The 26,583-nt window shown below is 38.0% G+C and carries 25 protein-coding genes; 16 read left to right on the top strand and 9 right to left on the bottom strand.

Annotation, left to right across the window (positions count from 1 at the left end; all coding sequences use genetic code 11):
• The first annotated feature begins 135 nt into the window (after positions 1-135).
• Positions 136-606, top strand: coding sequence for a low molecular weight protein-tyrosine-phosphatase (locus tag H4J69_RS11855; protein ID WP_182244677.1), 471 nt, complete (start codon positions 136-138; stop codon positions 604-606).
• 100 nt (positions 607-706) lie between these two features.
• Here H4J69_RS11855 and infA read toward each other — a convergent pair whose 3' ends face one another.
• The 6 genes from infA to ald form a co-directional block, all read right to left on the bottom strand.
• On the bottom strand, positions 707-925 hold the full coding sequence (gene infA / locus H4J69_RS11850; protein WP_011043571.1) for a translation initiation factor IF-1: 219 nt from the start codon (positions 923-925) through the stop codon (positions 707-709).
• A gap of 84 nt (positions 926-1,009) precedes the next feature.
• Positions 1,010-1,711, bottom strand: a complete 702-nt coding sequence (locus H4J69_RS11845) for an arginyltransferase (RefSeq protein ID WP_182244676.1) — start codon at positions 1,709-1,711, stop codon at positions 1,010-1,012.
• A gap of 1 nt (position 1,712) precedes the next feature.
• Positions 1,713-2,363, bottom strand: a complete 651-nt coding sequence (aat, locus tag H4J69_RS11840; protein ID WP_231907399.1) for a leucyl/phenylalanyl-tRNA--protein transferase — start codon at positions 2,361-2,363, stop codon at positions 1,713-1,715.
• Between the two features lie 68 nt (positions 2,364-2,431).
• Positions 2,432-3,388 (bottom strand): thioredoxin-disulfide reductase, encoded by a 957-nt coding sequence (gene trxB / locus H4J69_RS11835; RefSeq protein WP_070373538.1) that lies wholly within the window; start codon positions 3,386-3,388, stop codon positions 2,432-2,434.
• Positions 3,389-3,551: 163 nt separating this feature from the next.
• Positions 3,552-4,391, bottom strand: coding sequence for an isopenicillin N synthase family oxygenase (locus tag H4J69_RS11830; RefSeq protein ID WP_070373539.1), 840 nt, complete (start codon positions 4,389-4,391; stop codon positions 3,552-3,554).
• Between the two features lie 160 nt (positions 4,392-4,551).
• The gene (gene ald, locus H4J69_RS11825) at positions 4,552-5,673 is read right to left on the bottom strand and encodes an alanine dehydrogenase (RefSeq protein WP_182244675.1); all 1,122 of its coding nucleotides are present in this window, start codon (positions 5,671-5,673) and stop codon (positions 4,552-4,554) included.
• Between the two features lie 134 nt (positions 5,674-5,807).
• Between ald and lrp the strand changes: the two genes are divergently transcribed.
• The 12 genes from lrp to H4J69_RS11765 all read left to right on the top strand — a co-directional run bounded on the left by lrp (position 5,808) and on the right by H4J69_RS11765 (position 19,878).
• Entirely contained in the window at positions 5,808-6,290 is a 483-nt protein-coding gene (lrp, locus tag H4J69_RS11820; protein WP_182244674.1) for a leucine-responsive transcriptional regulator Lrp, read from the top strand.
• 140 nt (positions 6,291-6,430) lie between these two features.
• The gene (locus H4J69_RS11815; protein WP_220467885.1) at positions 6,431-8,956 is read left to right on the top strand and encodes a DNA translocase FtsK; all 2,526 of its coding nucleotides are present in this window, start codon (positions 6,431-6,433) and stop codon (positions 8,954-8,956) included.
• Between the two features lie 46 nt (positions 8,957-9,002).
• Positions 9,003-9,695, top strand: coding sequence for an outer membrane lipoprotein chaperone LolA (lolA, locus tag H4J69_RS11810; RefSeq protein WP_182230892.1), 693 nt, complete (start codon positions 9,003-9,005; stop codon positions 9,693-9,695).
• A 46-nt stretch (positions 9,696-9,741) separates the two neighbouring features.
• Positions 9,742-11,070 carry a replication-associated recombination protein A gene (locus H4J69_RS11805; protein WP_182221977.1) on the top strand — a complete coding sequence of 443 codons (1,329 nt, stop codon included), beginning with the start codon at positions 9,742-9,744 and terminating at the stop codon, positions 11,068-11,070.
• Entirely contained in the window at positions 11,063-11,464 is a 402-nt protein-coding gene (gene crcB, locus H4J69_RS11800) for a fluoride efflux transporter CrcB (protein WP_146800116.1), read from the top strand. Before H4J69_RS11805 ends, crcB begins: the two co-directional genes overlap by 8 nt.
• Positions 11,465-11,513: 49 nt before the next feature.
• Positions 11,514-12,794: a serine--tRNA ligase gene (gene serS, locus H4J69_RS11795; protein WP_070373544.1), complete on the top strand. Its 1,281-nt coding sequence runs from the start codon at positions 11,514-11,516 to the stop codon at positions 12,792-12,794.
• A 147-nt stretch (positions 12,795-12,941) separates the two neighbouring features.
• Positions 12,942-13,427 carry a TlpA disulfide reductase family protein gene (locus H4J69_RS11790; protein WP_310733602.1) on the top strand — a complete coding sequence of 162 codons (486 nt, stop codon included), beginning with the start codon at positions 12,942-12,944 and terminating at the stop codon, positions 13,425-13,427.
• 73 nt (positions 13,428-13,500) lie between these two features.
• Complete coding sequence (locus H4J69_RS11785) at positions 13,501-14,628, top strand: carboxypeptidase family protein (RefSeq protein ID WP_182215217.1); 1,128 nt, start codon at positions 13,501-13,503, stop codon at positions 14,626-14,628.
• Between the two features lie 131 nt (positions 14,629-14,759).
• Positions 14,760-16,250, top strand: coding sequence for a sodium:alanine symporter family protein (locus H4J69_RS11780; RefSeq protein ID WP_182244673.1), 1,491 nt, complete (start codon positions 14,760-14,762; stop codon positions 16,248-16,250).
• Positions 16,251-16,389: 139 nt separating this feature from the next.
• Positions 16,390-16,716, top strand: coding sequence for a zinc ribbon domain-containing protein (locus H4J69_RS11775; RefSeq protein WP_182244672.1), 327 nt, complete (start codon positions 16,390-16,392; stop codon positions 16,714-16,716).
• Positions 16,717-16,765: 49 nt separating this feature from the next.
• Positions 16,766-17,056, top strand: coding sequence for a YeaC family protein (locus H4J69_RS11770; protein WP_070373547.1), 291 nt, complete (start codon positions 16,766-16,768; stop codon positions 17,054-17,056).
• Positions 17,053-19,878: a DUF349 domain-containing protein gene (locus H4J69_RS11765; RefSeq protein WP_182244671.1), complete on the top strand. Its 2,826-nt coding sequence runs from the start codon at positions 17,053-17,055 to the stop codon at positions 19,876-19,878. Before H4J69_RS11770 ends, H4J69_RS11765 begins: the two co-directional genes overlap by 4 nt.
• Positions 19,879-20,249: 371 nt before the next feature.
• Here the strand turns inward: H4J69_RS11765 and ansA are convergent, their stop codons facing one another.
• Both ansA and sppA read right to left on the bottom strand, forming a co-directional pair.
• Positions 20,250-21,260 (bottom strand): asparaginase, encoded by a 1,011-nt coding sequence (ansA, locus tag H4J69_RS11760; RefSeq protein WP_182215212.1) that lies wholly within the window; start codon positions 21,258-21,260, stop codon positions 20,250-20,252.
• 120 nt (positions 21,261-21,380) lie between these two features.
• Positions 21,381-23,267, bottom strand: coding sequence for a signal peptide peptidase SppA (sppA, locus tag H4J69_RS11755; RefSeq protein ID WP_182230894.1), 1,887 nt, complete (start codon positions 23,265-23,267; stop codon positions 21,381-21,383).
• A 270-nt stretch (positions 23,268-23,537) separates the two neighbouring features.
• Between sppA and H4J69_RS11750 the strand changes: the two genes are divergently transcribed.
• Positions 23,538-24,086: an NAD(P)H nitroreductase gene (locus H4J69_RS11750; protein ID WP_182215208.1), complete on the top strand. Its 549-nt coding sequence runs from the start codon at positions 23,538-23,540 to the stop codon at positions 24,084-24,086.
• Positions 24,087-24,103: 17 nt separating this feature from the next.
• Positions 24,104-24,523 (top strand): N-acetyltransferase, encoded by a 420-nt coding sequence (locus tag H4J69_RS11745; RefSeq protein ID WP_182204314.1) that lies wholly within the window; start codon positions 24,104-24,106, stop codon positions 24,521-24,523.
• 66 nt (positions 24,524-24,589) lie between these two features.
• On the opposite strand, the gene asnS is transcribed toward H4J69_RS11745, so the two are convergent.
• A complete protein-coding gene (gene asnS / locus H4J69_RS11740; RefSeq protein WP_070373551.1) occupies positions 24,590-25,990 on the bottom strand; it encodes an asparagine--tRNA ligase in 1,401 nt (466 codons plus the stop codon).
• A gap of 303 nt (positions 25,991-26,293) precedes the next feature.
• On the opposite strand from asnS, the gene H4J69_RS11735 reads away from it, so the two are divergent.
• Positions 26,294-26,557, top strand: coding sequence for a hypothetical protein (locus tag H4J69_RS11735; protein ID WP_259364644.1), 264 nt, complete (start codon positions 26,294-26,296; stop codon positions 26,555-26,557).
• The last annotated feature ends 26 nt before the right edge of the window (positions 26,558-26,583 follow it).

Below are 26,583 nucleotides of genomic sequence, written 5' to 3'. Positions count from 1 at the left end.
TATCCTTTACCTTCTTATAAAAATAGCTCAAGATAGTTTCGTTAAATACACTAACAATACATAAGTCATTGATTTTACTGGTATGAAAACACTAGTGATCAGATGTCAAATACATGGAGATTGGTAACTAAACTTATGAATTATAAAGAAATAAATAGCATTCTGTTTGTCTGCATGGGCAATATTTGTCGTTCGCCAAGTGCTGAGGCGGTCTTTCGTCATAAAGTTAAAGAAAAGGGTATTTCTTTAACGATAGATTCTGCGGGTACAACGGGCTCTCATGCGCGTGAAAAGCCCGATCATCGTGCGCAAAAGATAGGTACTGAACGTGGCTACTCATTTGACAAAATTAAAGCACGTAAAGTTATTATTGAAGATTTCACCAAATTTGATTTAGTCTTAGCGATGGACGAGCAAAATGTTAAAGAGCTAAAAAAGTTAGCACCAGAGCATTTACATGAAAAGATTCAATTATTTTTAGAATATGCAGATAATTTTGAAGAACGAGAAGTACCTGATCCATATTATGGTGGGGCGAGGGGATTTAAGTTTGTCTTAGATTTAGTTGAAGATGCTAGCGACGGCTTATTAAAAAAGCTGGCTTAATCGTCAATGATTGAATGTTAGGTTTAAGGATCTATAACTAAAGTAATAAAAAAGCCCTGTGAATATTATTCACAGGGCTTTTAGCTTTATAGGGTCTTAATTATCTAGCACGGAAAATAATACGGCCTTTAGATAAATCATACGGTGTCAATTCAACCGTTACTTTATCACCCGTTAATATGCGAATGTAGTTCTTACGCATTTTTCCTGAAATATGTGCCGTAACAACATGACCATTTTCTAGTTCAACGCGGAACATAGTATTTGGTAAGGTATCAAGAACCGTACCTTGCATTTCAATATTTTCTTCTTTCGCCATTGGGCGCTAAACCTCTAAAGTTGTGCATAAACAAAAATCTGGGCAGATGATGCCGAAAACAGGCCGGAATGTAAAGCTATAGTGTTATTTATTTACTGTTTGCCATCTGTTTTCTATCAATACTTGATGTGGGTAATAACGATCCTTGTAGTTCATCTTTTTGCAGTCATCAATTTGGTAACCCAGATAAAGAAAGTTCTTCTGCCTATCTTTTGCTAAATACACTTGTTGCAAAATAGAAAACACGCCTAAGCCATACTTATTGTAATCCGGATGATAAAAGGTATATACGGCTGATAGAGCATCTTTTAGTACATCGGTTACTGCAACACTAATAAGTTGATTATCATGCCAAATTTCAAGGTAGAGCTGCTCTGTGACATTACAACGGATAAAACTATTGTATTGATCGTTTGTCGCCGGGAACATTGAGCCATCGGTATGTAAAGTATTGATGTAATTTTCGTACAGCGGGTAATAAATAGCTTTTTTTTCAGTTGAAATGTTAATAGTAAATAGGTTGTTTTTCTTTATATTTCGTTTTTGACTTTTAGATAACAAAAATTCCTTAACTAAGACCCGCAGAGATTTGCATGCAGAGCAAAGTTCACAATGAGGTCGGTATATCTGATCACCACTGCGTCTAAAGCCTTGTGACATTAACCAACCATAATGTTCACTGTTATGTAAACGTTCATCGGTTGCAATCAGTAAACGTTCTTCTTGGTTGGGCAAGTAGTTACAAGGAAACGAACCGGTAATGCCTAACTGAAAATTTGTGCTCATACTAAGGCTCTTCTGTCAGTTGGCGGGGTAGCCAAAAATCCGGTGGTAATGAAACCGTTAATGCTTGTGCTTTCAATGTCATAAACTGCGAGCGTGAAACCTCAATACAGCCCATGTCTTCTAAAAAAGGGTTGAGCATTTGGCAGTCAATTAATGGAATGTTTTGGCCTTTTAATAAAGCATTTAAATAAACTAATGCGATTTTAGAACCATTGCTTTTTCGATAAAACATCGATTCCCCAGAAAAGCTGCCATTAATTGCCACGCCATATAAACCGCCGGCCAATTCACCATCCATCCACACTTCTATCGAATGTGCGACACCATTGTCATGCAGTTGTTGATAAGCCGCTAACATATCATCAACTATCCAAGTATCTTCCTTACGAAAGGGAGCATCGGCACAATAATGAATAACACGGTCAAAGGCTTGATTTAAGGTTACGGTGAAGTTCTGTTGTTTTAGTACTTTTCGCAAGGTGCGATTAATACGTAATTGGTCGGTTAGGATAATACCACGCGGATCTGGGCTCCACCACATAATGGCTTCGCCAGCACTGTACCAAGGAAAGACACCACTTCGATAGGCCGACTTTAATCGCGCTACAGATAAATCACCACCAAAAGCAAGTAAGCCATTAGGTTCAATCAACGCATGCTTTAAGGGTGGAAATGCCAGATCATCGACATCGAGTAATGCGACAATCTGGTTTTTAATGACTAAGAGCCTTTAGCGTCTAAGTAACGTTCTGCATCAAGGGCTGCCATACAACCAGCTCCAGCAGAGGTAATTGCTTGACGATAAATATGGTCAGCTACATCACCCGCGGCAAAAACACCTTCAACACTGGTCTGTGTTGCATTACCGTTAGTGCCACTTTGTATCGTTAAGTAGCCATCTTTCATCGCTAATTGGTCGTTGAAAATATCAGTGTTTGGCTTATGACCAATCGCAATAAAACAACCCATAACGTCAATATCTTTAGTCGTGTCAGATTGCGTTTCTTTTAAACGTACACCAGTAACACCCATTTTATCGCCTAACACTTCATCTAAGGTTTGATTTAAGTGTAAGGTAATATTGCCGTTTTTAACTTTTTCGTATAAACGGTCAGTTAAAATCTTTTCAGAGCGAAAAGTTTCACGACGATGCACTAAGTGAACTTCAGAGGCAATATTTGATAAATATAACGCTTCTTCAACAGCGGTATTACCACCGCCAACAACAGCAACTTTTTGGTTGCGGTAAAAGAAACCATCACAGGTAGCACAGGCTGAAACGCCTTTACCCATAAATGCTTCTTCTGAAGGTAAACCTAGGTATTGTGCAGAAGCACCCGTACAAATGATAAGCGCATCACAAGTATAGCTCATGCTATCGCCTTTTAAGGTAAAAGGGCGTTTCGAAAAGTCAACTTCATTGATATGGTCAAAAATAATCTCGGTATCAAACTTTTCTGCATGCTTTTGCATACGATCCATTAATGCTGGACCCGTAAGGTCATCGGCATCACCAGGCCAGTTTTCAACTTCAGTGGTCGTTGTTAATTGACCCCCTTGCTGCATGCCAGTGATCATCACTGGTTTTAAATTTGCGCGTGCGGCATAAACTGCAGCAGTGTAACCAGCTGGACCTGATCCTAAAATGAGTAACGGGCAATGTCTTGCTTCGCTCATGAATGACTCCAAAGATTGATAAAAAGTATAATTATAAGGTATTAGTTGGGAGTTTAAGCAAAGAACTCAAGAGGGTAAATTAATTTTTTGATAAAAATTTCTATGAGTGCAATGTTAAATGTACAGTGATGGCATATAAACCCTTATACACCACCACTCATCGCTATTTTACGCCAAGCTCTTTTAATCTTTCTAATAAGTAGCTTTTTTGAGTATGTCGTTCAGACAAGACGACTTCGTCTCGTGGATGAAGAAACAACGGCAATGATATTCTAGACTTTTTACTGGCCTTACCTGAAGGATTAATAACCCGATGGCTGGTAGATGGGAAATATCCACCTGAGGCTTCTTGCAACATATCACCAATATTAATAATTAAACTGCCAAAATCACTGGGAACGTCAATCCAAGATCCGTCTTGCTTTTGTACTTGCAGACCAGGTTCATTTGCTGCCGGTAATATGGTTAATAAATTAATATCTTCGTGCGCAGCGGCTCTCACTGCGCCCGGTTCTTCATCTCCACTTAGTGGCGGATAATGTAAAATACGTAATAAAGTATTTGGCGTATCTTTTATCATATTCGCTAGTTGTTCTGAATATTTTTCTGAGACGTCGACTGGACTATATTTTTCTACCCAATCAAGTAATTCTGCAGCAAGTTCAGAGGCTTTCTGGTAATAGGTAAGTATTTCATCTTTAAGTTGATCAGGGATCCTGCCCCAAGGATAAACATGAAAATATTCTTTTATATCTTTATTTGCATGACCCTTAGCCGTCTCAGATATCTCGGTTGAAAAGTAGCCATCTTGTTTCTTTGGATCAAAACTTAAGTTATGCTTTTCTTCACCGCTAAAAAATTCATACCAATTTTTATAAATAGATTCAACAAGCTGTTGCTCAATAGGGTGATTAATTAATACACCGAAACCTGTTTCTCTTAAGCTTTGAACAAATAATTTTCCAGCATTTTTATCTTGATAGTCGACAACCTGAATTTCCATGATTGATTCCCTAACTCTAATTTTAGTGATATTTATTGAAATATAACACAAGCTAACCAAATGGTCAGGTTTAAGATTCATCGTAAAAAAAACCTCTATTAAATATATAACAGAGGTTTATTGTTTTTATGCAGAACTCACAAAGTATTATTTTCAGTCGTTATAAAGTCGCTATAGCCACTTCAGGTGGTATGTAGTCGTAGCCTAAAACTTCAGCAACAGGTTGGTAAGTGATTTTTCCGCCTAATACGTTTAAACCATTCATTAAGTGTACGTTGTCAAGCATGGCTTGTTTTGCACCCTTATTGGCAAGCATTACCGCAAATGGCATGGTTGCATTAGTTAATGCCATTGTTGATGTGCGTGCTACGCCACCTGGCATGTTAGCTACACAGTAATGTACTACGTCGTCAACAACATACGTTGGGTCTTGATGAGTTGTTGCTTTTGATGTTTCAAAACAACCACCTTGGTCAATCGCGACATCAACAACAACAGCACCTTTTTTCATCATTTTGATGTGGGCTCTTGTTACCAATTTAGGTGCAGCTGCACCTGGAATTAAGACCGCGCCTATGACTAAGTCAGCTTCAACAATTAATTGGTCCATCGCATCGGCAGTAGAGTAAACTGTTTTTAAACGGCCATCAAATTCAGTATCTAATTGACGTAGACGGGGTAATGAACGATCTAATATCGTTACATCAGCGCCCATACCTATTGCCATACGAGCAGCTTGAGTACCAACAACACCGCCACCTATAATTAATACTTTCGCAGGAGCAACACCCGGAACACCACCTAATAAAGCACCTAAACCGCCTTGTGCTTTTTCAAGCGCATGAGCACCTGCTTGAATAGACATACGTCCAGCGACTTCAGACATTGGCGCTAATAAAGGTAAACCACCTTGAGCAGAGGTTACCGTTTCGTAGGCAATACAGGTTGCGCCAGAAGCAACTAATAATTCAGTTTGCTTAGCATCGGGTGCTAAATGTAGGTAAGTAAAAAGTATTTGACCTGGGCGTAGCATTTTACACTCATTAGGTTGTGGCTCTTTTACTTTTATTATCATGTCAGCGGTTGCAAAAATTTCCGCCGCCGTGTTTATAATTTTGGCACCAGCTGCTATGTATTGCTCGTTTTCAAAACCAATAGATTCGCCGCCGTTATTTTCAACAATCACTACATGACCATTAACCGTTAGTTCATTAACACCTGCTGGAGTTAAGCCTATACGGTACTCATGGTTTTTAATTTCTTTAGGAACACCAATAATCATAATCGTCTCACCTGTTAAATGTATTTATATTATTTGCGGCTATTATAGTGCGTTATTCTCGAATTAACCTATCGTAATATTTTATATATCGATATATAATCCTGTCACAACTAGAAAATGTAGTGTTTTATATAATGTCGTCTTCTCAAAGCAAAACTATTGATCGCATCGATCGTAATATTCTCATTGAGCTGCAAAAGAATGCTCGTATATCCAATATAGAGTTGTCTAAAAGAGTAGGGCTAAGTCCAACACCATGTTTAGAAAGGGTTAAGCGATTAGAAAAAGAGAAGTATATCAAAGGCTACCAAGCGATATTAAACCCCCAAAAGCTTGAAGCTGCATTACTTGTATTAGTGGAAATAACCTTAACCAAAACCAGTCCTGATGTTTTTGATGATTTTTCTAGGGCGGTCCATGACCTTGATGTTATACAAGAGTGTCATTTAGTGTCTGGAAACTTTGACTTTTTACTTAAAACCCGCGTTGCAGATATGGTCGCCTATCGAGAATTACTAGGTGATACTTTACTTCGTTTGCCCTCTGTAAGCGAAAGTAGAAGTTATGTTGTTATGGAAGAGGTTAAATCGACTAATTTTCTACCGATTAAACGTTAATCGCATCATTGAGCTCAAGTAAGTGATTTAAACATTTAACTCCTTACAATAGTTTGTTATTTTACTGTATATAAACATACCCGTATTACTGCAACTTGAGTGGTATGGCTATAAAATAGTTATTAACTCGGTTTATTATATTGTCTACAGAATCTCCTACTCAAAGTAAATTAAATGGTGTGCAACGATTACTAGAAGCTGGTTTGTTGGTTTCTTTTCTTTTTGCCATGTTTATTATGTTAGCGCTATTTAGCTTTAACCCCGCTGATCCTGGTTGGTCTCAAAGTGGTTATCAAACACCTATTCGTAATTTAGGCGGTGCTGTTGGTGCTTATATTTCTGACCTACTGTTAAACTTATTTGGTTTTATTTCTTATAGTCTACCCTTTGTTACTGCAATAACAGGGTGGTTATTGTTTCAAAAATATCATCGCTTAATTCAATTAGATTACTTAACCTTAGGGTTAAAGTGTATTGGCTTTATTCTTTTTTATATTGGTATAACATCAATTGCCAGTATGAATTTTGATGATGTCTTTTACTTTTCAGCTGGTGGTATTATTGGTGACGCGTTAAGTCAAACGGTGCTGCCTTATTTTTCTTTTGTCGGTAGTACTTTATTATTCTTGACCTTTCTCCTCTCTGGTTTTGTGCTACTAACCGGTTTCTCATTGATCGCCTTTATTGATAAAACCGGTGCTTATACAATACTATTCGCCCAATATTTATTAACGATACCTCAAAAACTACAAGCCTACTTCACTGCATTGAAGACTGAAAAAGTAAAAAAACAAGTATTGGTTAGTACTGTTGAGAAAAAAGAACAGCCAGTGGCTTTACCTGAGCTAACTGAAAAACAAGCGGCAAGTTTTCAAATAGATGAAAATCTAGTGGATGAAAACGAAGAGCTACATCATGCTTTTGATGCAATAAATGAACAAGAATATGAAGACATTATTGCCCCGAGTAAAAAAGATCTTTCTTTTGATCTCGAAGAAGACATTGAGCACTTTGTCGCAATAGATGACCTTATCGGTGAACCACTCGCTTTTAATGTTCAAGAACATGTTAGCGATGATGAAATAACGGCTGCCTTTGAGAAAGTTGATCCAATCAATGTTGAAGAACCGATAAAGGTCGCGGTAAAAAGAGATAGCGCAACTTACCAAGGACTACCGGGGCTTGATTTATTAGATCGCCCCAACCGGACTGAAAACCCTATTGACGAGAAAGAGCTTGAATTAGTCAGTCGACTAGTTGAGGAAAAACTCTTAGAATTTGGTGTAAAAGCTGAAGTCGTTGGTGTTTATCCCGGACCTGTTATTACCCGTTTCGAGTTAAATTTAGCGCCAGGTGTTAAAGCCAGTAAAGTAAGCGGTTTGTCGCAAGATATTGCCCGTTCTTTATCCGCTAAAAGTGTCCGTGTCGTTGAAGTTATTGAAGGTAAATCTGTCATTGGTGTTGAGTTACCCAATAAATATAGAGAAACGGTGTATTTTACTGATGTCATTTCTGCCCCGGCATTTGCTGCATCAAGATCCCATTTAGCCATGGCGATTGGTAGCGATATTTCAGGTAAACCCGTGATAGCCGATCTAGCCAAGATGCCTCATTTATTAGTGGCAGGAACAACAGGCTCAGGTAAGTCAGTTGCGGTTAATACCATGATTGTCAGTATATTGTATAAATCCACACCTGAAGATGTGCGGATGATAATGATCGACCCCAAACAAGTTGAACTCTCTGTTTATAACGGTATTCCACATTTGTTAGCTGAAGTGGTTACCGACATGAAAGAAGCGGCTAACGCGCTGCGCTGGTGTGTCGGTGAAATGGAACGTCGCTATAAACTTATGTCGTCTCTGGGTGTACGTAACCTTAAAGGCTACAATGAAAAAGTGCTTAATGCTATTGAAGCTGGAGAGCCGTTAATCGATCCTACTTGGCAACCTAATGATGCTTTTACGCAAACGCCGCCTTTGTTAGAAAAATTGCCTGCGATTGTTATACTCGTTGACGAATTTGCCGATATGATGATGGTTGCAGGTAAAAAAGTCGAAGAACTTATTGCGCGTATTGCTCAAAAAGCCCGAGCGGCGGGTATGCACTTAATTTTAGCGACTCAACGCCCCTCAGCGGATGTAATTACCGGTTTAATTAAAGCTAATATTCCAACCCGTATGGCACTGCGAGTACAATCAAGAATGGAGTCACGTATTATTCTTGACCAACAAGGTGCTGAACAGCTGTTAGGCATGGGAGATATGTTTTATTTACCGCCTGGCGAGGCTGTTTCTGTGCGTGTTCACGGCGCTTTTGTTAACGATGACGAAGTACATGCTGTTGTTGCCGACTGGAAGTCTCGTGGCGAACCTAATTATGTTGAAGAAATATTGTCAGGTGATACTGATAATGAAATTTTATTACCCGGAGAGCAAGCCGAAGCCGATGAAGCGGTTGAACTTGATACCTTGTATGACGAGGCGGTTGAATTTGTCACTAAAGGTCGACGTGTCTCCATATCAAGTGTGCAACGTAAATTTAGAATTGGTTATAACCGTGCAGCACGTATTGTTGAAGATATGGAAAACCAAAGTGTGGTAAGTTCACCAGGCCATAACGGTGCCCGTGAAGTATTGGCACCACCACCTGTAAGAGATTTGTAGGTGTTATTTTTCCCGACTTATGTAGTCAAGTTATAAGGATAACTGAATGAATTTTTCCCTAAAAAAAACAGCACTTTTATCATTTTTTTCTGTTGTTGTATTAAGCAGTGCAAGTACCTCCGTTTTTGCTTTGCCGTTCAATGAACCGACCAATGTTATAGAAAAGCCAAGCAACGATGCTCTAATCATTAAAAGTAATTTAATACAAAAATTAGCAAAACTTGAATATTTTACGGCAAATTTTAACCAGCAAGTTCTGGATGCTGAAGGTAATGAGTTACAAAACGCTTTGGGTACTCTAGCGGTTAAAAAACCTAACTTAGTACACTGGAAAACGGCAGAACCAGATGAGTCATTAATCGTTTCAGATGGTGATACCTTATGGTTTTTTGACCCGTTTGTAGAGCAGGTTAGTGCTTATCTTTTAGAAAAAGCGCTACTCAATACCCCCATTTTATTATTAACAAGCAGCGATCCAACACTATGGCAACATTATAGTGTTAGCTCGACCGATGAAAACAATTACCTCATTCATGCCAATGATAATAATGCCCAAGTGAAGACGTTAGAATTACGTTTTAAGAAAAATAGTAATATGCTTACTAGCTTTACTATTTTAGACGCAACAGGGCAGTTAAGCCTGTTTAAGCTTTCACAGTTTGACCAAGTAACTGTTCCCGAAAGTGCACTATTTACCTTTAAAATACCCGAAGGTGTTGAGTTAGATGATCAACGCTAACGACGACGCTAATGGCTCTTTACCTTTAGATTTCGCTGATGAAGGAATGATTGAAACTGACAATGACGATGATCAGTTTCAACCATTAGCGGCCAAACTTCGCCCTAAAACATTAGCCGATTATCAAGGTCAACAACATATCTTATCGCCAGGTATGCCGTTAACGATCGCGATTGAGCAGGGGAAGTGTCATTCTGTTATCTTTTGGGGGCCGCCGGGTACAGGCAAAACCACCTTAGCAGAAATTATCGCTAGTCATGCAAATGCCGAGGTTGAACGCTTATCGGCGGTAACCTCGGGTATTAAAGATATACGTCAAGCAATAGATAATGCTAAGCAACGTTTACTTCGCCATAAAAAACGCACCGTATTATTTGTTGACGAAGTTCACCGTTTTAATAAAGGACAGCAAGACGCTTTTTTGCCTTTTATTGAAGATGGCACCATTATTTTTATTGGCGCGACCACTGAAAATCCCGCTTTTGAACTTAACCAAGCAGTTTTATCACGTGCACGTGTTTATACTTTAAAAAAGTTAACGCGTGATGATCTATCAATTATTTTAACGCGCGCTTGTGAGAATCAGCAAAACAGCAAAAACATTAAGATATCTATTGCCGATAATGCCCAGCAGCAATTATTAACCTTGGCGAATGGCGATGCACGACGTCTATTGAATGTCTTTGAAAACTGCGTTGATATTCTGTCAGGATCCAAAATCACTATTACTTTAGAAACTGTTGTGCAAGTAGCGGGCAATAAAATTGCTTTATACGATAAAGGTGGTGATGCCTTTTATGATTTGATCAGTGCTTTTCATAAATCTGTGCGCGGTAGCTCTCCTGATGCCGCACTTTATTGGTACGCGAGAATATTAGCAGGGGGCGGAGATGCACTTTACGTCGCCCGTCGGCTGTTAGCGATCGCCAGTGAAGACATTGGTAATGCCGACCCCAGAGCAATGCAACTCGCTATTAATGCTTGGGATACTTTTCAGCGTGTCGGACCTAGTGAAGGTGAGCGAGCTATAGCTCAAGCAACTGTATACATGGCTTTAGCACCGAAAAGTAATGCCGTATATATGGCTTTTAACCAGGCCAAAGAGCTTGCTAAAAATACTGCAGAGCTCGACGTCCCCTTTCATTTAAAAAATGCCACCAGTAGTATTACTAAAGAACTCGGTCATGGCAGCGAGTATAGGTACGCTCATAATGAAGATAATGGCTTTGCTGCAGGGGAAAATTATTTTCCTGAATCCTTGCAACATACCTTGCTTTATCAACCAACAGACCGTGGCTTGGAAAAACAGTTAAAAGATAAACAAAATTTTCTCAATGAATTAAATAACCAAAGTAATAATAAACGTTATGACTAATACCATTAGTACCTTTTCATTATATCTATTTGTAGCACTTGGCGGAGCGTGTGGGGCAAGTCTACGCTTTTATTTTTCGCAATTAATATTGAATTGGCTCGGAAAAGGTTTCCCTTTTGCGACATTGGCGGTTAATATTTCCGGTTCATTGATCATGGGCACCTTATATGGTCTTATTGAAAATGGTGTAATTGAAGTAAGTGTCTACCGAACCCTAATAGGTATCGGGTTTCTAGGAGCTTTCACCACATTTTCAACCTTTTCATTGGATACACTTTTGTTAATGCAACAAGGTGAATTCCTAAAAGGCATGATAAATATATTACTTAATGTCAGCTTATGTGTTTTTGCTGCTGGTATTGGGCTGTACTTAGTAACTTATGCGACTAAGTAAACAAAGCTAAAATAAATAAACAACCACTTAACTTGTAGATGTGAATAAAATGCTTGATCCAAAATTATTTAGAAATGATATCGAAGCCACTGCGGCACAATTAGCGAAACGTGGCTTTTCTTTAGATACTGCGTTATTAATCGATCTAGAAGAGCAACGAAAAGCTTTTCAGATCAAAACCCAAGAATTACAAAATCAACGCAATACCCGTTCAAAATCTATTGGCCAAGCTAAAGCGCGTGGAGAAGATATTCAGCCATTATTAGCTGAAGTGAGTCAATTAGGTGCTGATCTAGATGCTGCCAAAATTGAACAAGATGATGTGCTTGCTAAAATTGATGATATTCTTTCGGCGGTACCAAATTTAATCGATCATTCAGTCCCAGACGGGGCAAGTGAAGATGATAATGTTGAAATTAAACGCTGGGGAACACCTCGTGTCTTTGATTTCGAAGTTAAAGATCATGTTGATGTTGGTGCTGGTATTGGCAACGGTTTAGATTTTGAAAGTGGTGCTAAACTTGCGGGAACACGTTTTGCGGTTTTACGTGGCCAAATTGCTAAAATGCACCGTGCGCTTGCACAGTTAATGCTTGATGTTCATACCGAAGAGCATGGTTATCAAGAAATGTACGTGCCTTATTTAGTGAATCAAGATTCACTTTATGGCACAGGACAGTTACCTAAATTTGGTGAAGATTTATTTCACACTGATTTAAGTAATAAAAAATTCTCTTTGATCCCAACGGCTGAAGTCCCTTTAACAAATTTATTAAGAAATGAAATTGTAGAAGAGGCCGAGTTACCTATTAAGATGTGCGCGCATACCCCATGTTTTAGAAGTGAAGCCGGTTCAGGTGGTCGTGATATTCGCGGTCTAATTCGCCAGCATCAGTTTGATAAAGTTGAAATGGTGCAGATTGTTAAGCCAGAAGATTCATTTACCGCGTTAGAAGCCTTAACAGGTCATGCTGAAAAAATTCTTGAAAGATTAGAATTACCTTACCGTACCGTTATTTTATGTACGGGTGATATTGGTTTTAGTGCAACTAAAACATTCGATATCGAAGTATGGTTGCCTGCACAAAATACTTACCGTGAAATCTCTTCTTGTTCTAACATGGGCGACTTTCAAGCTCGCCGCATGCAAGCACGCTTTAGAAGCAGTGAAACGAAGAGACCTGAATTATTGCACACCTTAAATGGCTCTGGCTTAGCGGTTGGTCGTACATTAGTCGCTATTTTAGAAAATTACCAACAAGCTGACGGCAGTGTAAAAATTCCAACAGCATTACAACCTTACATGAATGGTTTAACACAGATAGGCTAACGCTACTTGTTAACCTTCCTCTATTAATAGCAATAAAAATCCAATACCTAGGTATTGGATTTTTTTGTTTTAATTTGAATTTTTAATCGGGTGATCGGGTCTATAAATATAACTATTTCGTTATTATATTATTTATAAAGGTGAGTTGTGTTGAAGAGTTTATTTATTCAAGCTGTGGTGTTTTTAGCTATCTTTCAAGCACTGACAATGTTCAGAGAATCAGACATGCTATCAACGGGAGAACAGATAACGCCACAAACTGTTTCATTAGAAACGCTCGATGATAAAACCATTGAACTTGCCAATTTTAAGAAAACTACCATTATTTATTTTTTTGCTCCTTGGTGTCAAATATGTCATATCAGTATCAGTAATCTTCAAGAGACATATGAAAATAACCAACAGATAAATGTTATCGCCATTGCATTAGATTATGTTGATAAAAAAGAGGTCTTTGATTTTTCTAGCCAGCATCAATTAACTTTCCCTATTGCTTTAGGTACAGAGCAAATCAAGCATCAATTCAAGATAGAAGGTTATCCAAGTTATTATGTCATTGATGATAAAAATACCGTTATTGCAAAATCAATGGGCTATTCTTCTGAAATTGGGCTGTTTCTTAGAACACTTTAACGCATATTACTTCTGATCTTTTCATTGTTTGTGTACACTGTGGCTATTCATAATAAAAATAGCAGATCCTGTCATGCAAATTACCTCTAACTTTGATAGTGGAAATATCCGCGTTATTGATGCAAGCCAAGCCGATAATATTCAACTTGAAATTGTTAAAGACAACCAATCTGATTTTTATCAGTGGTTTCATTTTAAACTTAATAATACCGATCGTTGTGAACATACCCTTCATTTAATGAATGCTGGAACTTCTGCTTACACAGAAGGATGGACAGATTATCAAGCAGTGGCTTCCTACGACCGTGAGCATTGGTTTCGTGTACCAACTGAATTTGATGGAGAAAAACTGAGTATTACTTTAACCCCAGAATATGATTCAGTTTACTTTGCTTATTTTGCTCCGTATAGCTACGAACGTCATCAAGACTTACTGCATCAAGCGCAATTAGATATTGATTGCCAGTTGCAAGTTTTAGGACAAACCCTTGATGGACGCGATGTGTCAGTATTAAAAGTTGGAGAAGAAGGTCCCAACAAGAAAGTTATTTGGGTTACTGCTCGTCAACATCCTGGTGAAAGTATGGCTGAATGGTTTATGGAAGGTTTTATTGACCGTTTGCTCGATGAAGACGATGGCGTTGCTCGCTCACTCTTAGACAGTTCGGTGTTTTATTTAGTGCCTAATATGAATCCTGATGGTTCAGTTCGAGGACATTTAAGAACAAATGCTATCGGTACTAATTTAAATCGTGAGTGGTTAGAGCCTTCAATGGCACGTAGCCCAGAAGTATTCTTGGTGCGTGAGAAAATGTTAGCTACCGGTGTTGACATGTTTCTTGATATTCATGGCGATGAAGCTCTACCGTTTAACTTTGTTGCTGGCTGTGAAGGTGTCCCCGCATATGACGCTAAACATCAAGCCTTAGAAGAAAAATTCAAAGCCATTCTTCTAGCGGTAACTCCTGAGTTTCAAGATGACAAAGGATATGATAAAGATGAACCCGGCCAAGCTAACTTAACTGTGGGTGCTAATTGGGTGGGTAATAACTTCAAATGTTTGTCTTATACCGTAGAAATGCCTTTTAAAGATAATGACTTATTACCAGACCGCAGTGTCGGTTGGTCAGACACGCGTAGTAGCTTATTTGGTCGTGACTTTTTAACAGCTATTTATCATGTTGTTGATGATTTACGCTAAACCTATCTAAAATCAATAATTGAAGTTCGATGATCGTTTAAGTGCTATATCAAGTTGCACTTAAATGATTAGCGGCCCTCAACCGTCGAACAACAAATTAAATAATAATAATAATAAATCTGGAGTGTCATGTGGAAGCGATTGTAAATACCATTAACGGCTATATTTGGAGCCCGTACTTAATTTATCTCTGTTTAGGAACGGGGGTCTTTTTCTCTGTTTTAACGCGATTTGCGCAAGTACGTCATTTTAGAGAAATGTTTCGCCTATTGCTTTCGGGTAAAAGCTCAGAAAAGGGTATCTCATCTTTTCAAGCATTAGCGGTGTCTTTATCTGGACGTGTTGGTACTGGTAATATTGCAGGGGTTGCCGCTGCCATTGGTTTTGGTGGACCTGGCGCGGTATTTTGGATGTGGGTGGTTGCCTTTTTAGGCGCAGCAACGGCTTATATCGAATCAACTAATGCTCAAATTTATAAAGAAGAAGAGGACGGTCAGTACCGTGGTGGCCCAGCTTACTACATTGAAAAAGCCTTAGGTCAAAAATGGTATGCTTGGATATTTGCTTTATCAACTATTCTTGCCTGTGGTGTTTTATTACCTGTTGTGCAATCAAACGGCATCGGTGATGCTATGGTCAATGTGTTTGGTGCCGGTGGTTCAGTTAGCTCTTTTATGGGCGACTTACCTTTAACGAAAGTATATGCAGCAGTATTTATTGTTTTATTACTTGGTTTTATCATTTTTGGTGGTGTTAAGCGTATTGCTAACTTTACCCAAATTGTGGTGCCTTTTATGGCGCTTGCTTACATTATCATTGCGTGTACTATCATAGCATTGCATATTGATCAGCTACCTGGTGTCTTTATGCTAATTATTACCGATGCTTTTACGCCAATGGCGGGGTTTGGTGCAGCAATTGGTTGGGGTGTTAAACGCGGAGTTTATTCAAATGAAGCCGGACAAGGTACTGGACCACATGCTGCTGCTGCTGCAGAAGTTGAACATCCAGCGCAACAAGGATTAGTGCAAGCCTTCTCAGTTTATATTGACACCTTATTTGTTTGTTCTGCTACTGCGTTTATGATCTTAATCACACAGTCGTATAATGTTATGCCAGAAGGCGCGACTAGTTTTGTTGTTAGTAACTTAGCCAGTGACGTTGTTATTAGTGGTCCTGCTTTTACGCAAATTGCGGTCGATAGTGTTTTAACCGGTTTTGGTAAACCCTTTATTGCTATTGCTTTGTTTTTCTTTGCCTTTACAACGGTACTAGCTTATTACTTTATCGCGGAAAATAATGTTTCTTATATTAATAAAACAATTAAAATGCCGGCACTTAGATTCCTCCTTAAAGTGGTGCTAATGTCAGCAGTCTTTTACGGTACTGTTGCAGAACCTAGTGCTGCTTGGAGTCTTGGTGATATTGGTGTTGGGTTAATGGCTTGGTTGAATATTTTTGCACTTATCGCCATCTTCTTTATGGCTAAGCCCGCGATTAAAGCACTAAAAGATTATGAACGTCAGCAGAAATTAGGGGTGACAAAATTTACCTTTGACCCTAAAAAGCTTGGTATTGAAAAAGCTAAATTCTGGGAAGATCGTTTTAATAAAAACAAGTAATTTTATTTATAATTGATTTACTTTTATTAATTTGCAATAAAAGTAAAATTACTTTAAAAAACGTCCAATAGGACGTTTTTTTTTGCTTAAATTTAGGTAGAATATTAACACTAATTATTTTATGGAGCGTTATCTTCCTATGGCTGTAATTAATTGCCCAAACTGTAAGAAAAAGATATCTGACAAAGCGAAGTTTTGCTCTCATTGTGAAATCGATTTGACCAAAGTTGATGCCAGTCAAATAGCATCAATGAAAAAATTGAGCAAAATAGATCAATCCCAAAAACTGATGAATCACTCATTTATCGCTATGTTACTTTTTTGTGGTGGTTTTCTATTTTTGTATTGGCAAGACGCACAGCAGGGCACATGGCAATATTTTATAAGTATTGGTGCGGCAGTGGTTGGCTTTATTTGGTATATTGCAACTCGCATTCGTTTGCTGATGCTTAAATACCGAAATTAACATTAACTTTTCTCGTAAGAATTAAGAAACAAAGGCTGTAAATATAACAATGGATATTATTTCATTAGTAGACGATATGTCAGAAGAAATGTACTTGCGCTTAAAGTGTGCCGCTGAAACGGGCAAATGGCCAGAGGGAACTATAGTTGATACAGCACAAAAAACATCAGCGCTGCAAATTACCATGGCTTATCAATCAAGACATTTAAATTCAGATCAAATCTTAAGCGTTGGCGCAGATGGACTTATCGTAGATAAAACTAAACGCCAGTTGAAAAGCGAGTTCGCTGATCTTAAAAACAACCCAGACAATAATATTGCAAGGTTTTCCGATTTATGATTTTTTCTAAATTTTTCAAAGCAAAATGGCAAAGTAAAGAACACAATGTTCGGTTAACGGCAATCAGTGAAGATTTATTACTTAGCAATCCCGATGACTTAGTTATATTAACAAATCTTGCACAAACAGACCCTAACGAATTAGTGCGCCGCGCTGCTCTCATTAAAATGGCTGATTTTACTGTTTGGCATAGAAACAGTATCGACAACGATAATAAAAAAGTCCGTGAATATTGTATTAAGCAAGTAGAAAAGATTCTGCTTGGCCAGCACGAAATAACGATCAGTAATCAAGACAAATTAATCTTATTGAAAAGCAATGATAAGTTACCGTCCTTGGAACTATGGTTACAAAATGAAACACAAGCCGATGTTGTTATCGCTTTATTTGAAAAAATTAATAAACCATCGTTAACCCATTCAATTTTTACCCATAAGCAAGATGAAGTCGTACAAGCTTATTTACTCAAACAAGTATTGCCTCTTGATGTATTAGATAAATTACTTAAAAAATCATGTAATGAAAAAATAAAAACTAATATTGAGCAACAGTTACAACATTTACACGAGTTGGCAGAACAACCTGACAAAATTAAAAAAGGTGTTCAGTTAGTTTTAGCAAAGTTACTTGCTTTGAAAGAGGTCAATGATTATCTGCAACTCAAAGAAAAACAAGCTGAATTAGAAACGCAGTGGCAAAACTATTATCAAGACTTCTCTTGTCTCTCTTCGCCAGAAGCTGAAAACTTTACAGACAAGTATAAAATCATTAATAGCCAACTCATTAAACATTTTTCTCCGTTACATGAAGCCCATCAACAAGAAATCATTGCTGAAAAATTAGTGGCAGACAAACGTTTGGCTAATGAGCATTTTAATAGTGCCCTTAATGAAATGAGTAAAAAGCTTACCACAACAATTTTTGAAAGTGGTGACCTTGATGAAGCTGAGTATCAAGATAAACTTGAACAATTACGTGGAGAAATAACCTCTTCAATATTAAACAGTAAAGAACAACAACACTTTATTGCTTTAGTAAAAGCCCAAGCAAAAAAACTGGCTCAATTGCCTGAGATTGCACAATCGGTGAGTGATGCAACCCATCTAATTTCAAAAATATCACAAGTAGCTTTACCTAAAAACATTGAAGAATTGAACCTTCGTAAACCTCTGTTCGATCAGTGGCTACAAGAATGGAAAACTGTTGAGCTAAAAGCGGCAGGGGTATTACCACAATCTATTGTTGACGCCTTTAAAGAAATAAAACAACAATGGCAGCAAGGGCTAAAATCGTTAATTAAAGAACAAGGCTTACTCTTATCACAATGCCAGAAAAAAGTTGCTGACGTAAAGCGCTTAATAATGACGGGTAAGTACAATGCGGCTTTTGGTGTTTTCAAAAAAGCTAAAAAACATTTTGATGGTTTATCAGAAGAGCAAAAGTCACGAGTTCAACGTGACTTTGATGATATAGCAGATAAAATTGCCGAATTAAGTGATTTAGAGCAATCTATTGCTACGCCTAGAAAACAGCAGTTACTTGTGGATATTAAGTTACTCGTTGATCAGCCAATTGATAACCCCAATGAGCAAGCAGCAAAAGTTAAACAATTTCGTGTTACGTGGAATTCACTTGGACATGCTGAAGAATCAATTGAAAAAGAGTTAAATTACCAATTCAACGCACTTTGCGAACAAGCTTTTGCTCCATGTCGGTTATTTTATGCAGAACAAGAAAAGTTACGTGAACTACATCTTGAATCTCGCCAACAACTTATTAGTAAAGCGCAAAGCTTTGCCGACGACTTTTCTGCAAAACTCAATGAAGGCATTGATAATGAAGCCATCGATTGGAAGTTTACTGATGCAACACTCAATAAATTAATACAGCAATGGCAAAACGCGGGGCAGGTTGATAAAACTAAATTCAACTTACTTAGTCAATCGTTTACGGCGAGCTTACAACCCGTTAAAGCTGAATTAAGAAATTATCATCAACGTAACAGTGATAGCAAAAACCTATTGATTGCTCAAGTTACTCAAGCATTGAACGACGATGACGTTTTCTCTGCAATTGAGAGTGTTAAAAAACTGCAAACACAATGGCAAGCCATTGGCTACAGCGGTCAACGTGAAGAGAATCAGCTTTGGCAAAAATTTAGAAAAGTGAATGACCAGCTATTTTCAAAGCGTGATGAAGCTAAGTTGCTTGAACAATCGAACCGTGAAAATCAACAAATTGAATTATCACAACAATTACAAAGCTATCAGCAACAACTAGTCGCGGATATATCAGAAACAGCGTTATTAAGCTTACAAGTAAGTATTGAAGAATTACGTGTAAAAATTACCAGTCAACGTCCGGTAATAAGAAGTGCCGTAACCTTAGCTGAAAAATTACTTGCGCAAATATCTCAACAACTCATGCAAATGACAGAAAACAAAAAGGCCAAGACTTGGCAACTTGTTTTCGATTGCTTAGAAAGTTTAGCTACTAATAAACCGGAAACGGCAGCAGATTTTTCTGAAACACTGGTAGATTTACCCAATGTTTGGCAGAAACGTTTACAAGAGTGTTATCAAAACAGAAAACTGATTGACCGAAGTAACAAAACCCTTGAACTCGAAATTTTAGCAAGTAAAGAGTCACCTGCAGAATTTAAAGCCGAGCGGATGCAAGTACAGGTACAATTATTACAAAATCAAATGTTGTCAGGGCAATCTATCGATTTAACTAAATCGCTTATTGAATGGTTAAAATTAGGGGCGTTATCTGCAAATGATTTACCATTACTGGCCAGAGTTAAACCTATTTACTGTTAATGTAACATAAGTTTTATATGAGTTGAATGTGAGTTTATTTCATTAATTATACTTAACAATAGCCCAAAGCCACTGATTATTTAGTGGCTTTTCCTTTTCTGGTGTTTACTAAATATTGCCAGTTTTTTAAGGAGAGTAAAAACGGGCTACTATTATATTTAATGTTGATTTTATCCCGATCACCGGTAACGCGTAACTGTTTATTTAAAGGATAATCCTTGTAAATCGACGAGTATAAGTACCGGTGTTGTTCTAAGTTGTTGATTTTAAATGTTTTATATTCTTTGTTTGGGCTAGGGGTGATTTGGCAGTATAGGAGAGATAAATAAGGCTGCCATGTTTCTTAATCATAGCAACCAGAGCGTAATGGTTTAATGAGTCGTGAGTTCACCACGGAGATTTTCTTGTAAAAGACGACAAATTTCAGCTTGAGGTAATTCTTTACTGAGTAAGTAATGTAGTTTAGTTAATGTTGCTTCTAGCGTCATATCTCCACCACCGACAACACCACATTTACTTAATGCGACGCCCGTTGCATAACCTTCCATATTCACAGTCCCTTTTATACATTGGCTACAATTTACCACGACAATTCCTTGATGATAAGCTTGCGTTAAACAAGCAAGTAGCTGTTCATCTTGTGGCGCATTACCGACGCCATAACTGCGAATAATTAACGCTTTTACCGGTTGCTTGATAATATTGGCGACTAGTTCACTAGAAATCCCTGGGTACAAATGAACAACACCTATCGGTTGTGGTGTTATTTGTGCGACCGAGAATGGTTGGGTAACAGCAACGTTGAGTTTACCTTCAAGGAGCTTAATATTAATTCCAGCTTCGAGAAGTGGCGACATATTGGGGGAATCAAAAGCGTTAAAACCATCAGCGTAAGCTTTAATGCAACGGTTACCCCGGTATAATTTATTATTAAAATACAAGCCCACTTCATTAATGGGGTAGTTTGCCGCAATATAAAGTGAATTTAACAGATTTACTTGTCCGTCTGAGCGTAATTGGCTTAACGGAATTTGTGAGCCGGTAACAATGACAGGTTTAGATAAATTTTCAAACATAAACGAAAGCGCAGAGCTGGTATAAGCCATGGTATCTGTACCATGAAGAACAACAAAGCCATCGTAATTATCGTAATTAGCTTTTATATCATCGGCAATACGTTGCCAATCTTGCGGCGTCATATTTGATGAATCAATTAATGGTGAATATTCATTAATGGTAAAGTCAGGCATCTCTTGTCGATGAAAATCAGGCGTACCATTAATTGACTCGGTTAAATGTCCTTTTACCGGAACACAACCTTGGCCGCTGTTTTTCATGCCGATGGTACCGCCAGTGTAGGCGATATAAATGCGTTTTTTCATGCTGTTACCTTAGAATTATTACTATCTTGTCGTTTGGTCTGATAATCACGTGCGCTTGTTAAATATTGTTCTCTATTCACTTCCATGTGAATATAACAAAGCGATTTAGGTCACTGCGAACTAATTAATTTCACAGGTCATACATAAGGAGTAAACCCCTTGCGGATCATTAAGTATGTTGAGGTGAGATAGCTGTGCTTTCATTTCTAAAAATAATTTATCCGTATTGCTTAGAGTCATTATTTCAGTTTCAGGAAAGAAAGTCTTCGCTTGACCTAATAACCCTTGCAGGAAAAGATCTTTTGGCGTTTGTTCTATTTCAATCAATAAGGTTTCAAACGTTGCTAACTCGGCTAATTCTGCTGCTGCATTAATAGCGGTCGTTAAGTTGCCTAACTCATCAACAAGCCCTAACTCTTTCGCTTTTGCACCTGACCAGACACGTCCTTGGGCTATACTATCAACTTGCTCAAGGCTCATATTTCTATTTTCAGCGACAAGGCCAATGAAGTCTTGATAGCCTCTATTAATATTTAATTGAAATACTCTTGCCATGCCATCAGTCAGTGGGCGGGTTACACCAAATCCGGCTATATCAGTGGTACCAACGCCATCAGTGTAAACACCTAGTTTGCTTAATGAATTCTCAAAGGTCATGAAAAATCCATAAATACCAATTGAGCCGGTGATCGTTGCTGGAGAAGCTATTATTTTATCAGCAGGTGCCGATATCCAATAGCCCCCAGAAGCGGCATAAGTTCCCATTGAAGCAACAACAGGTTTTCCTGCTAACTTGATCAGTTCAATTTCTTGACGAATAATTTCAGAGGCATAAGCACTTCCACCCGGGCTATCGACACGAAGAACTACCGCTTTCACCTTATTGTTTAAACGCGCTTCTCTTAATAGTGATGCTGTACTATCCCCGCCAATGGTTCCTGGCTTTTGGCGACCATCTAAAATAGTCCCCTTAGCAACAATAACGGCGACTTTATCGGTATTTGGGTTAACCATTGGATACATAGGTTTAGTGGCAGACAAATAATGTTTGAAACTAATATGATTATAGCTATCACCGGCTGAATTTTTTCCAACAAGTTTAATCAAAGACAGCTTCATCTCTTGACGATTTTTTAACGCGTCAACCCAAAGATTATCTAAAGCATACTGCGCAATATTACCATCAGCTTGCTCAAGTTTTGCCACTAAAACATCAGCATTTTCATCAAAATTATCAATCGAAAATTTTCGGTTGCTTGCGACATCACTTTTATATTGTGACCATAAATCAGTTAACCATAATTTGTTGGCTTCTTTAGCCGCCGCTGACATATCGTCGCGCATGTATGGTTCTACAGCAGATTTATAGGTACCGACTCGAAATATATGTTGGCTAATAGAGAGCTTATCTAATGCAGATTTAAAATAAAGTTGATAACGGCCATAACCGTCAAGTAACAACCAACCACGAGGATTGAGCCATACTTCATCAGCAGAGCTTGCCAAGTAATATTGGTCTTGAGAATATTGATCGCCAACAGCAATTATTTTTTTACCAGCAGCTTTAAACGTCTCTAAAGCTTGGGCAATGTCTTGTAATTTACTTAAACCCGTGCTGTTAAGTCCTTGAAGCTGTAATACGATCATTTCTATACGGCTGTCATTTTTTGCTCTTTCAATGACATTCAATAAGTCGCTAAGTAAAACTTCTGGGTTTTTTTCTTTTTCTTCTAAGGCTTCTGATATTAAAGCATCCATCGGGTCAATCGCATTCTTTTGTTCAACGATATCTCCAGTAAGATTTAACACTAAGGCTGTATTGTTAGGAACAACGATCTTGTCATCATCGCTGCCAAGTGCCGCGATAAATAAAAATAAAACCAGAAAAAAAACAACATTAATAATTATTTTTCTAAATGAATTTAATAAACTAAAAAATTTTAAAGTAACTCGTTTTAAAGCACTTTGCTTTACAGGAGCATTAGGTAACGATGTGGGTTCTGTCATAATATCCGGCACAGTTAGTATGTAATTGTAATTACTGGCTATGCTACTTAATTATTGATCACTTATGTAGTCTGATTAGTAAATAAATGTGTTATTAGCGAACTTTTTTCATTATATGTTACGCCTTTGATTTTTTGTGCAGGTCTGTTGACCCGTATTGATTATTATCTATGTTGTTTATTAAACAAGATGTAGGGATCCGCGTGCACTTTGAAGGATAACGGGTATATAATCCTTAGTATTGAAACTACCCATGAGTCTTTATAATTAATGAATGCCAAAGAATTATTATTAAAACGACAATCTAATCCTAGGTTAATATCACCAGCCCCTGTTGCTAGCGATGTTGAATTTATATTGAACGCTGGAATGCGTGTTCCTGATCACGGTTGTTTATCACCATGGTTTTTTACCCTTGTTAAAGAACAAGGGTTAGATAAGTTAAGCCAGATATTTGAAGATGTCGCTAAAGTTCATCAGTTTACTGAAGCTAAAATACAAAAAGCCAAAAATATGCCGTATCGTGCACCGTTAATTATCGTTGTTAGCACGCGGTATCAAGCGCACGACAAAGTGCCTAAATTTGAACAAGCAATCGCAGCAGGTTGTTGTGCCCATGCTATGCAAATGGCTGCCTTTAGTTTAGGTTATGGCGCTGTGTGGCGAACGGGTGATTTTAGCTACGATTCATCAGTAAAACGTGGTTTAGGAATAGACCAAGACGATGATATTATAGGATTTATTTACATAGGCACCGCCGAAAACGATCGTCCTATTAAACCCGCTAAAAGCTTAACGTCTCATGTTTCATATTTGTAAAATAAAGGGGGGGAGCGATGAATATTGAAATTTTGGATGCGCCTGAGCAAGCACTAATAGATTTTTTAGATAAAAAAATTGCAGATTTCAATTGGGCTCACTGGGAAGTAAGCGAACGAAAGCCATTAGCTATTCAAATAAAGGACGAACTAGGTAACATTATTGCTGGTTCATCCGCACGCACCTTTGGTAATTGGCTGTTAATTAATACGCTGTGGGTTGACGAGTCACTTCGTGGTAAAAAAATGGGTGTTAAGATATTAGCACAACTTGAAACTGCAGCAGTGGCGAGGGGATGTACGTTAAGTATGCTTGATACTCTGAACTTTCAAGCAATGCCATTTTATGAAAAGCAAGGTTATCAAACAAAATGGGTACAAGAAAATTATCCAAAAACAGGCTGTAAATATTTTATGGTAAAAGAACTTACTGAGTAAACCAGATATTTCACCCATAAAAAAACCTCAATAATGAGGTTTTTTTATGGGATTATTATTCTTAGCCTAGAACGCAGCGTTGTTTGGCGTTCTTGGGAAAGGAATTACGTCACGAACGTTTTGCATACCGGTAGCATAAGCCACTAAACGCTCAAAACCTAAACCAAAACCTGAATGAGGAACAGTGCCGTAACGACGTAAATCGCGATACCAACTGTAATCATCTTGGTTTAAATTCATTTCGGCTAAACGCGCATCAAGTACATCAAGACGTTCTTCACGTTGGCTACCACCAATGATTTCGCCAATACCTGGTGCTAAAATATCCATAGCAGCAACGGTTTTGCCATCATCATTTAAGCGCATGTAAAATGATTTAATATCTTTAGGGTAATTTTGTAACACGACTGGGCCATTAAAATGTTCTTCGGCTAAGTAACGCTCGTGCTCTGAATTAAGATCAACACCCCAAGCCACTTTGTTTTCAAATTTCTTATCACAATTTTCTAATATTGTAATAGCGTCAGTGTAATCTAAACGGACAAAATCATTATTAATAACAGAATTCATACGGTCAATAACTGTTTTATCAATGCGTTGTTGGAAGAAATTCATGTCATCACTACGTTCATCAAGCACAGCTTGGAAGACATATTTCAGCATTTCTTCTGCGAGGTCAGCAGCATCAGACAAATCAGCGAAAGCGATTTCTGGTTCAATCATCCAAAATTCTGCAAGATGACGTGTTGTGTTAGAATTTTCAGCACGGAAGGTCGGTCCAAAAGTATAAACTTTTGAAAGGGCACATGCATAAGTCTCAACGTTCAATTGACCTGAAACGGTTAAGAAAGTTTCTTTACCAAAAAAATCTTTAGCGTAGTCAACATTACCTTTATCGGTGCGAGGTAAGTTTTCCATATCAAGCGTACTAACACGGAACATTTCGCCAGCGCCTTCACAATCTGAGCCAGTAATTAACGGCGTGCTGATCCAAAAGTAACCTTTACTGTGTAAAAAGCGATGTACCGCTTGAGCTAACGTATTACGAACACGAGCAACAGCTCCGCCCATATTAGTACGAGCACGAAGATGTGCTTGCTCTCGTAAAAATTCAATGCTGTGACGTTTTGCTGCCATAGGATAGGTATCAGGATCATCAACCAAACCAAGTATCTCTACTTTAGTTGCTTGAATTTCAAAAGATTGGCCTTGGCCCGGAGACTCAACCAAAATACCGGTGACTTTAACTGAAGCACCCGTAGTCAATTTTAATATTTCTGATTGATAATTATCGAGATCACTGGGTGCGATAGCTTGAATCGCATCAAAACATGATCCATCATGAACCGCTAGGAATGAAATACCTGCTTTAGAATCACGGCGAGTGCGGATCCATCCGTGTACTGTAACTGCTTCACTTACTGGGTACTTACCAGCAAGTACATCAGTGATTGAGATAACTGACATTATCAACCTCTTTTCTTTATTTAATTATTGTCATAGATTTTGTCGGTGCACAGACCCAGTGTAGAATACTGAATTTATTTGCACTAACTTTAAGGTGTGATATGTTACCTTTACTGCGGTGTTTAACAAGTAAAAGTTGCTGATCCGGTCTATATAAAAACAAAAAACAGTAATATTGACTTTAGAGGGTTTGAATCAATGATATTGGGATTAAAAAACAGGCGACATTCAACAGATTTTTGGGTTCTCTTAAGCCGAACTTTGGCATTAAGCGGATGGATATTATTCATTTTTGCTATTGTTATGTCTTATTATGCTGCACCAGAGCAAGATTATGGTTTATTGCGCTTTAGAAATATCGAAATAAGGCAATTTTGGTTAACGCCATTAACGGGCTATTTATATATCGTGCTTTGGGTAAGTGCACTTTGTAGTTACCTTTGTTTGGTTGTCGATCACTATCGCACTAGAAGAGAACAAGACAGTAAGCATTTTAATATCGTTCTGCTACTAACGATAACGGTTGCTTGGGTCATCTATATATTAGTGAAACTTAACTTGGCGTAAGATTATTAATAATTCTACGCCGTTTT

This window comes from Colwellia sp. BRX10-9 (assembly GCF_014077405.1).
Lineage (GTDB): Bacteria > Pseudomonadota > Gammaproteobacteria > Enterobacterales > Alteromonadaceae > Colwellia_A.
This window is presented reverse-complemented; position numbering and strand designations above follow the sequence as displayed.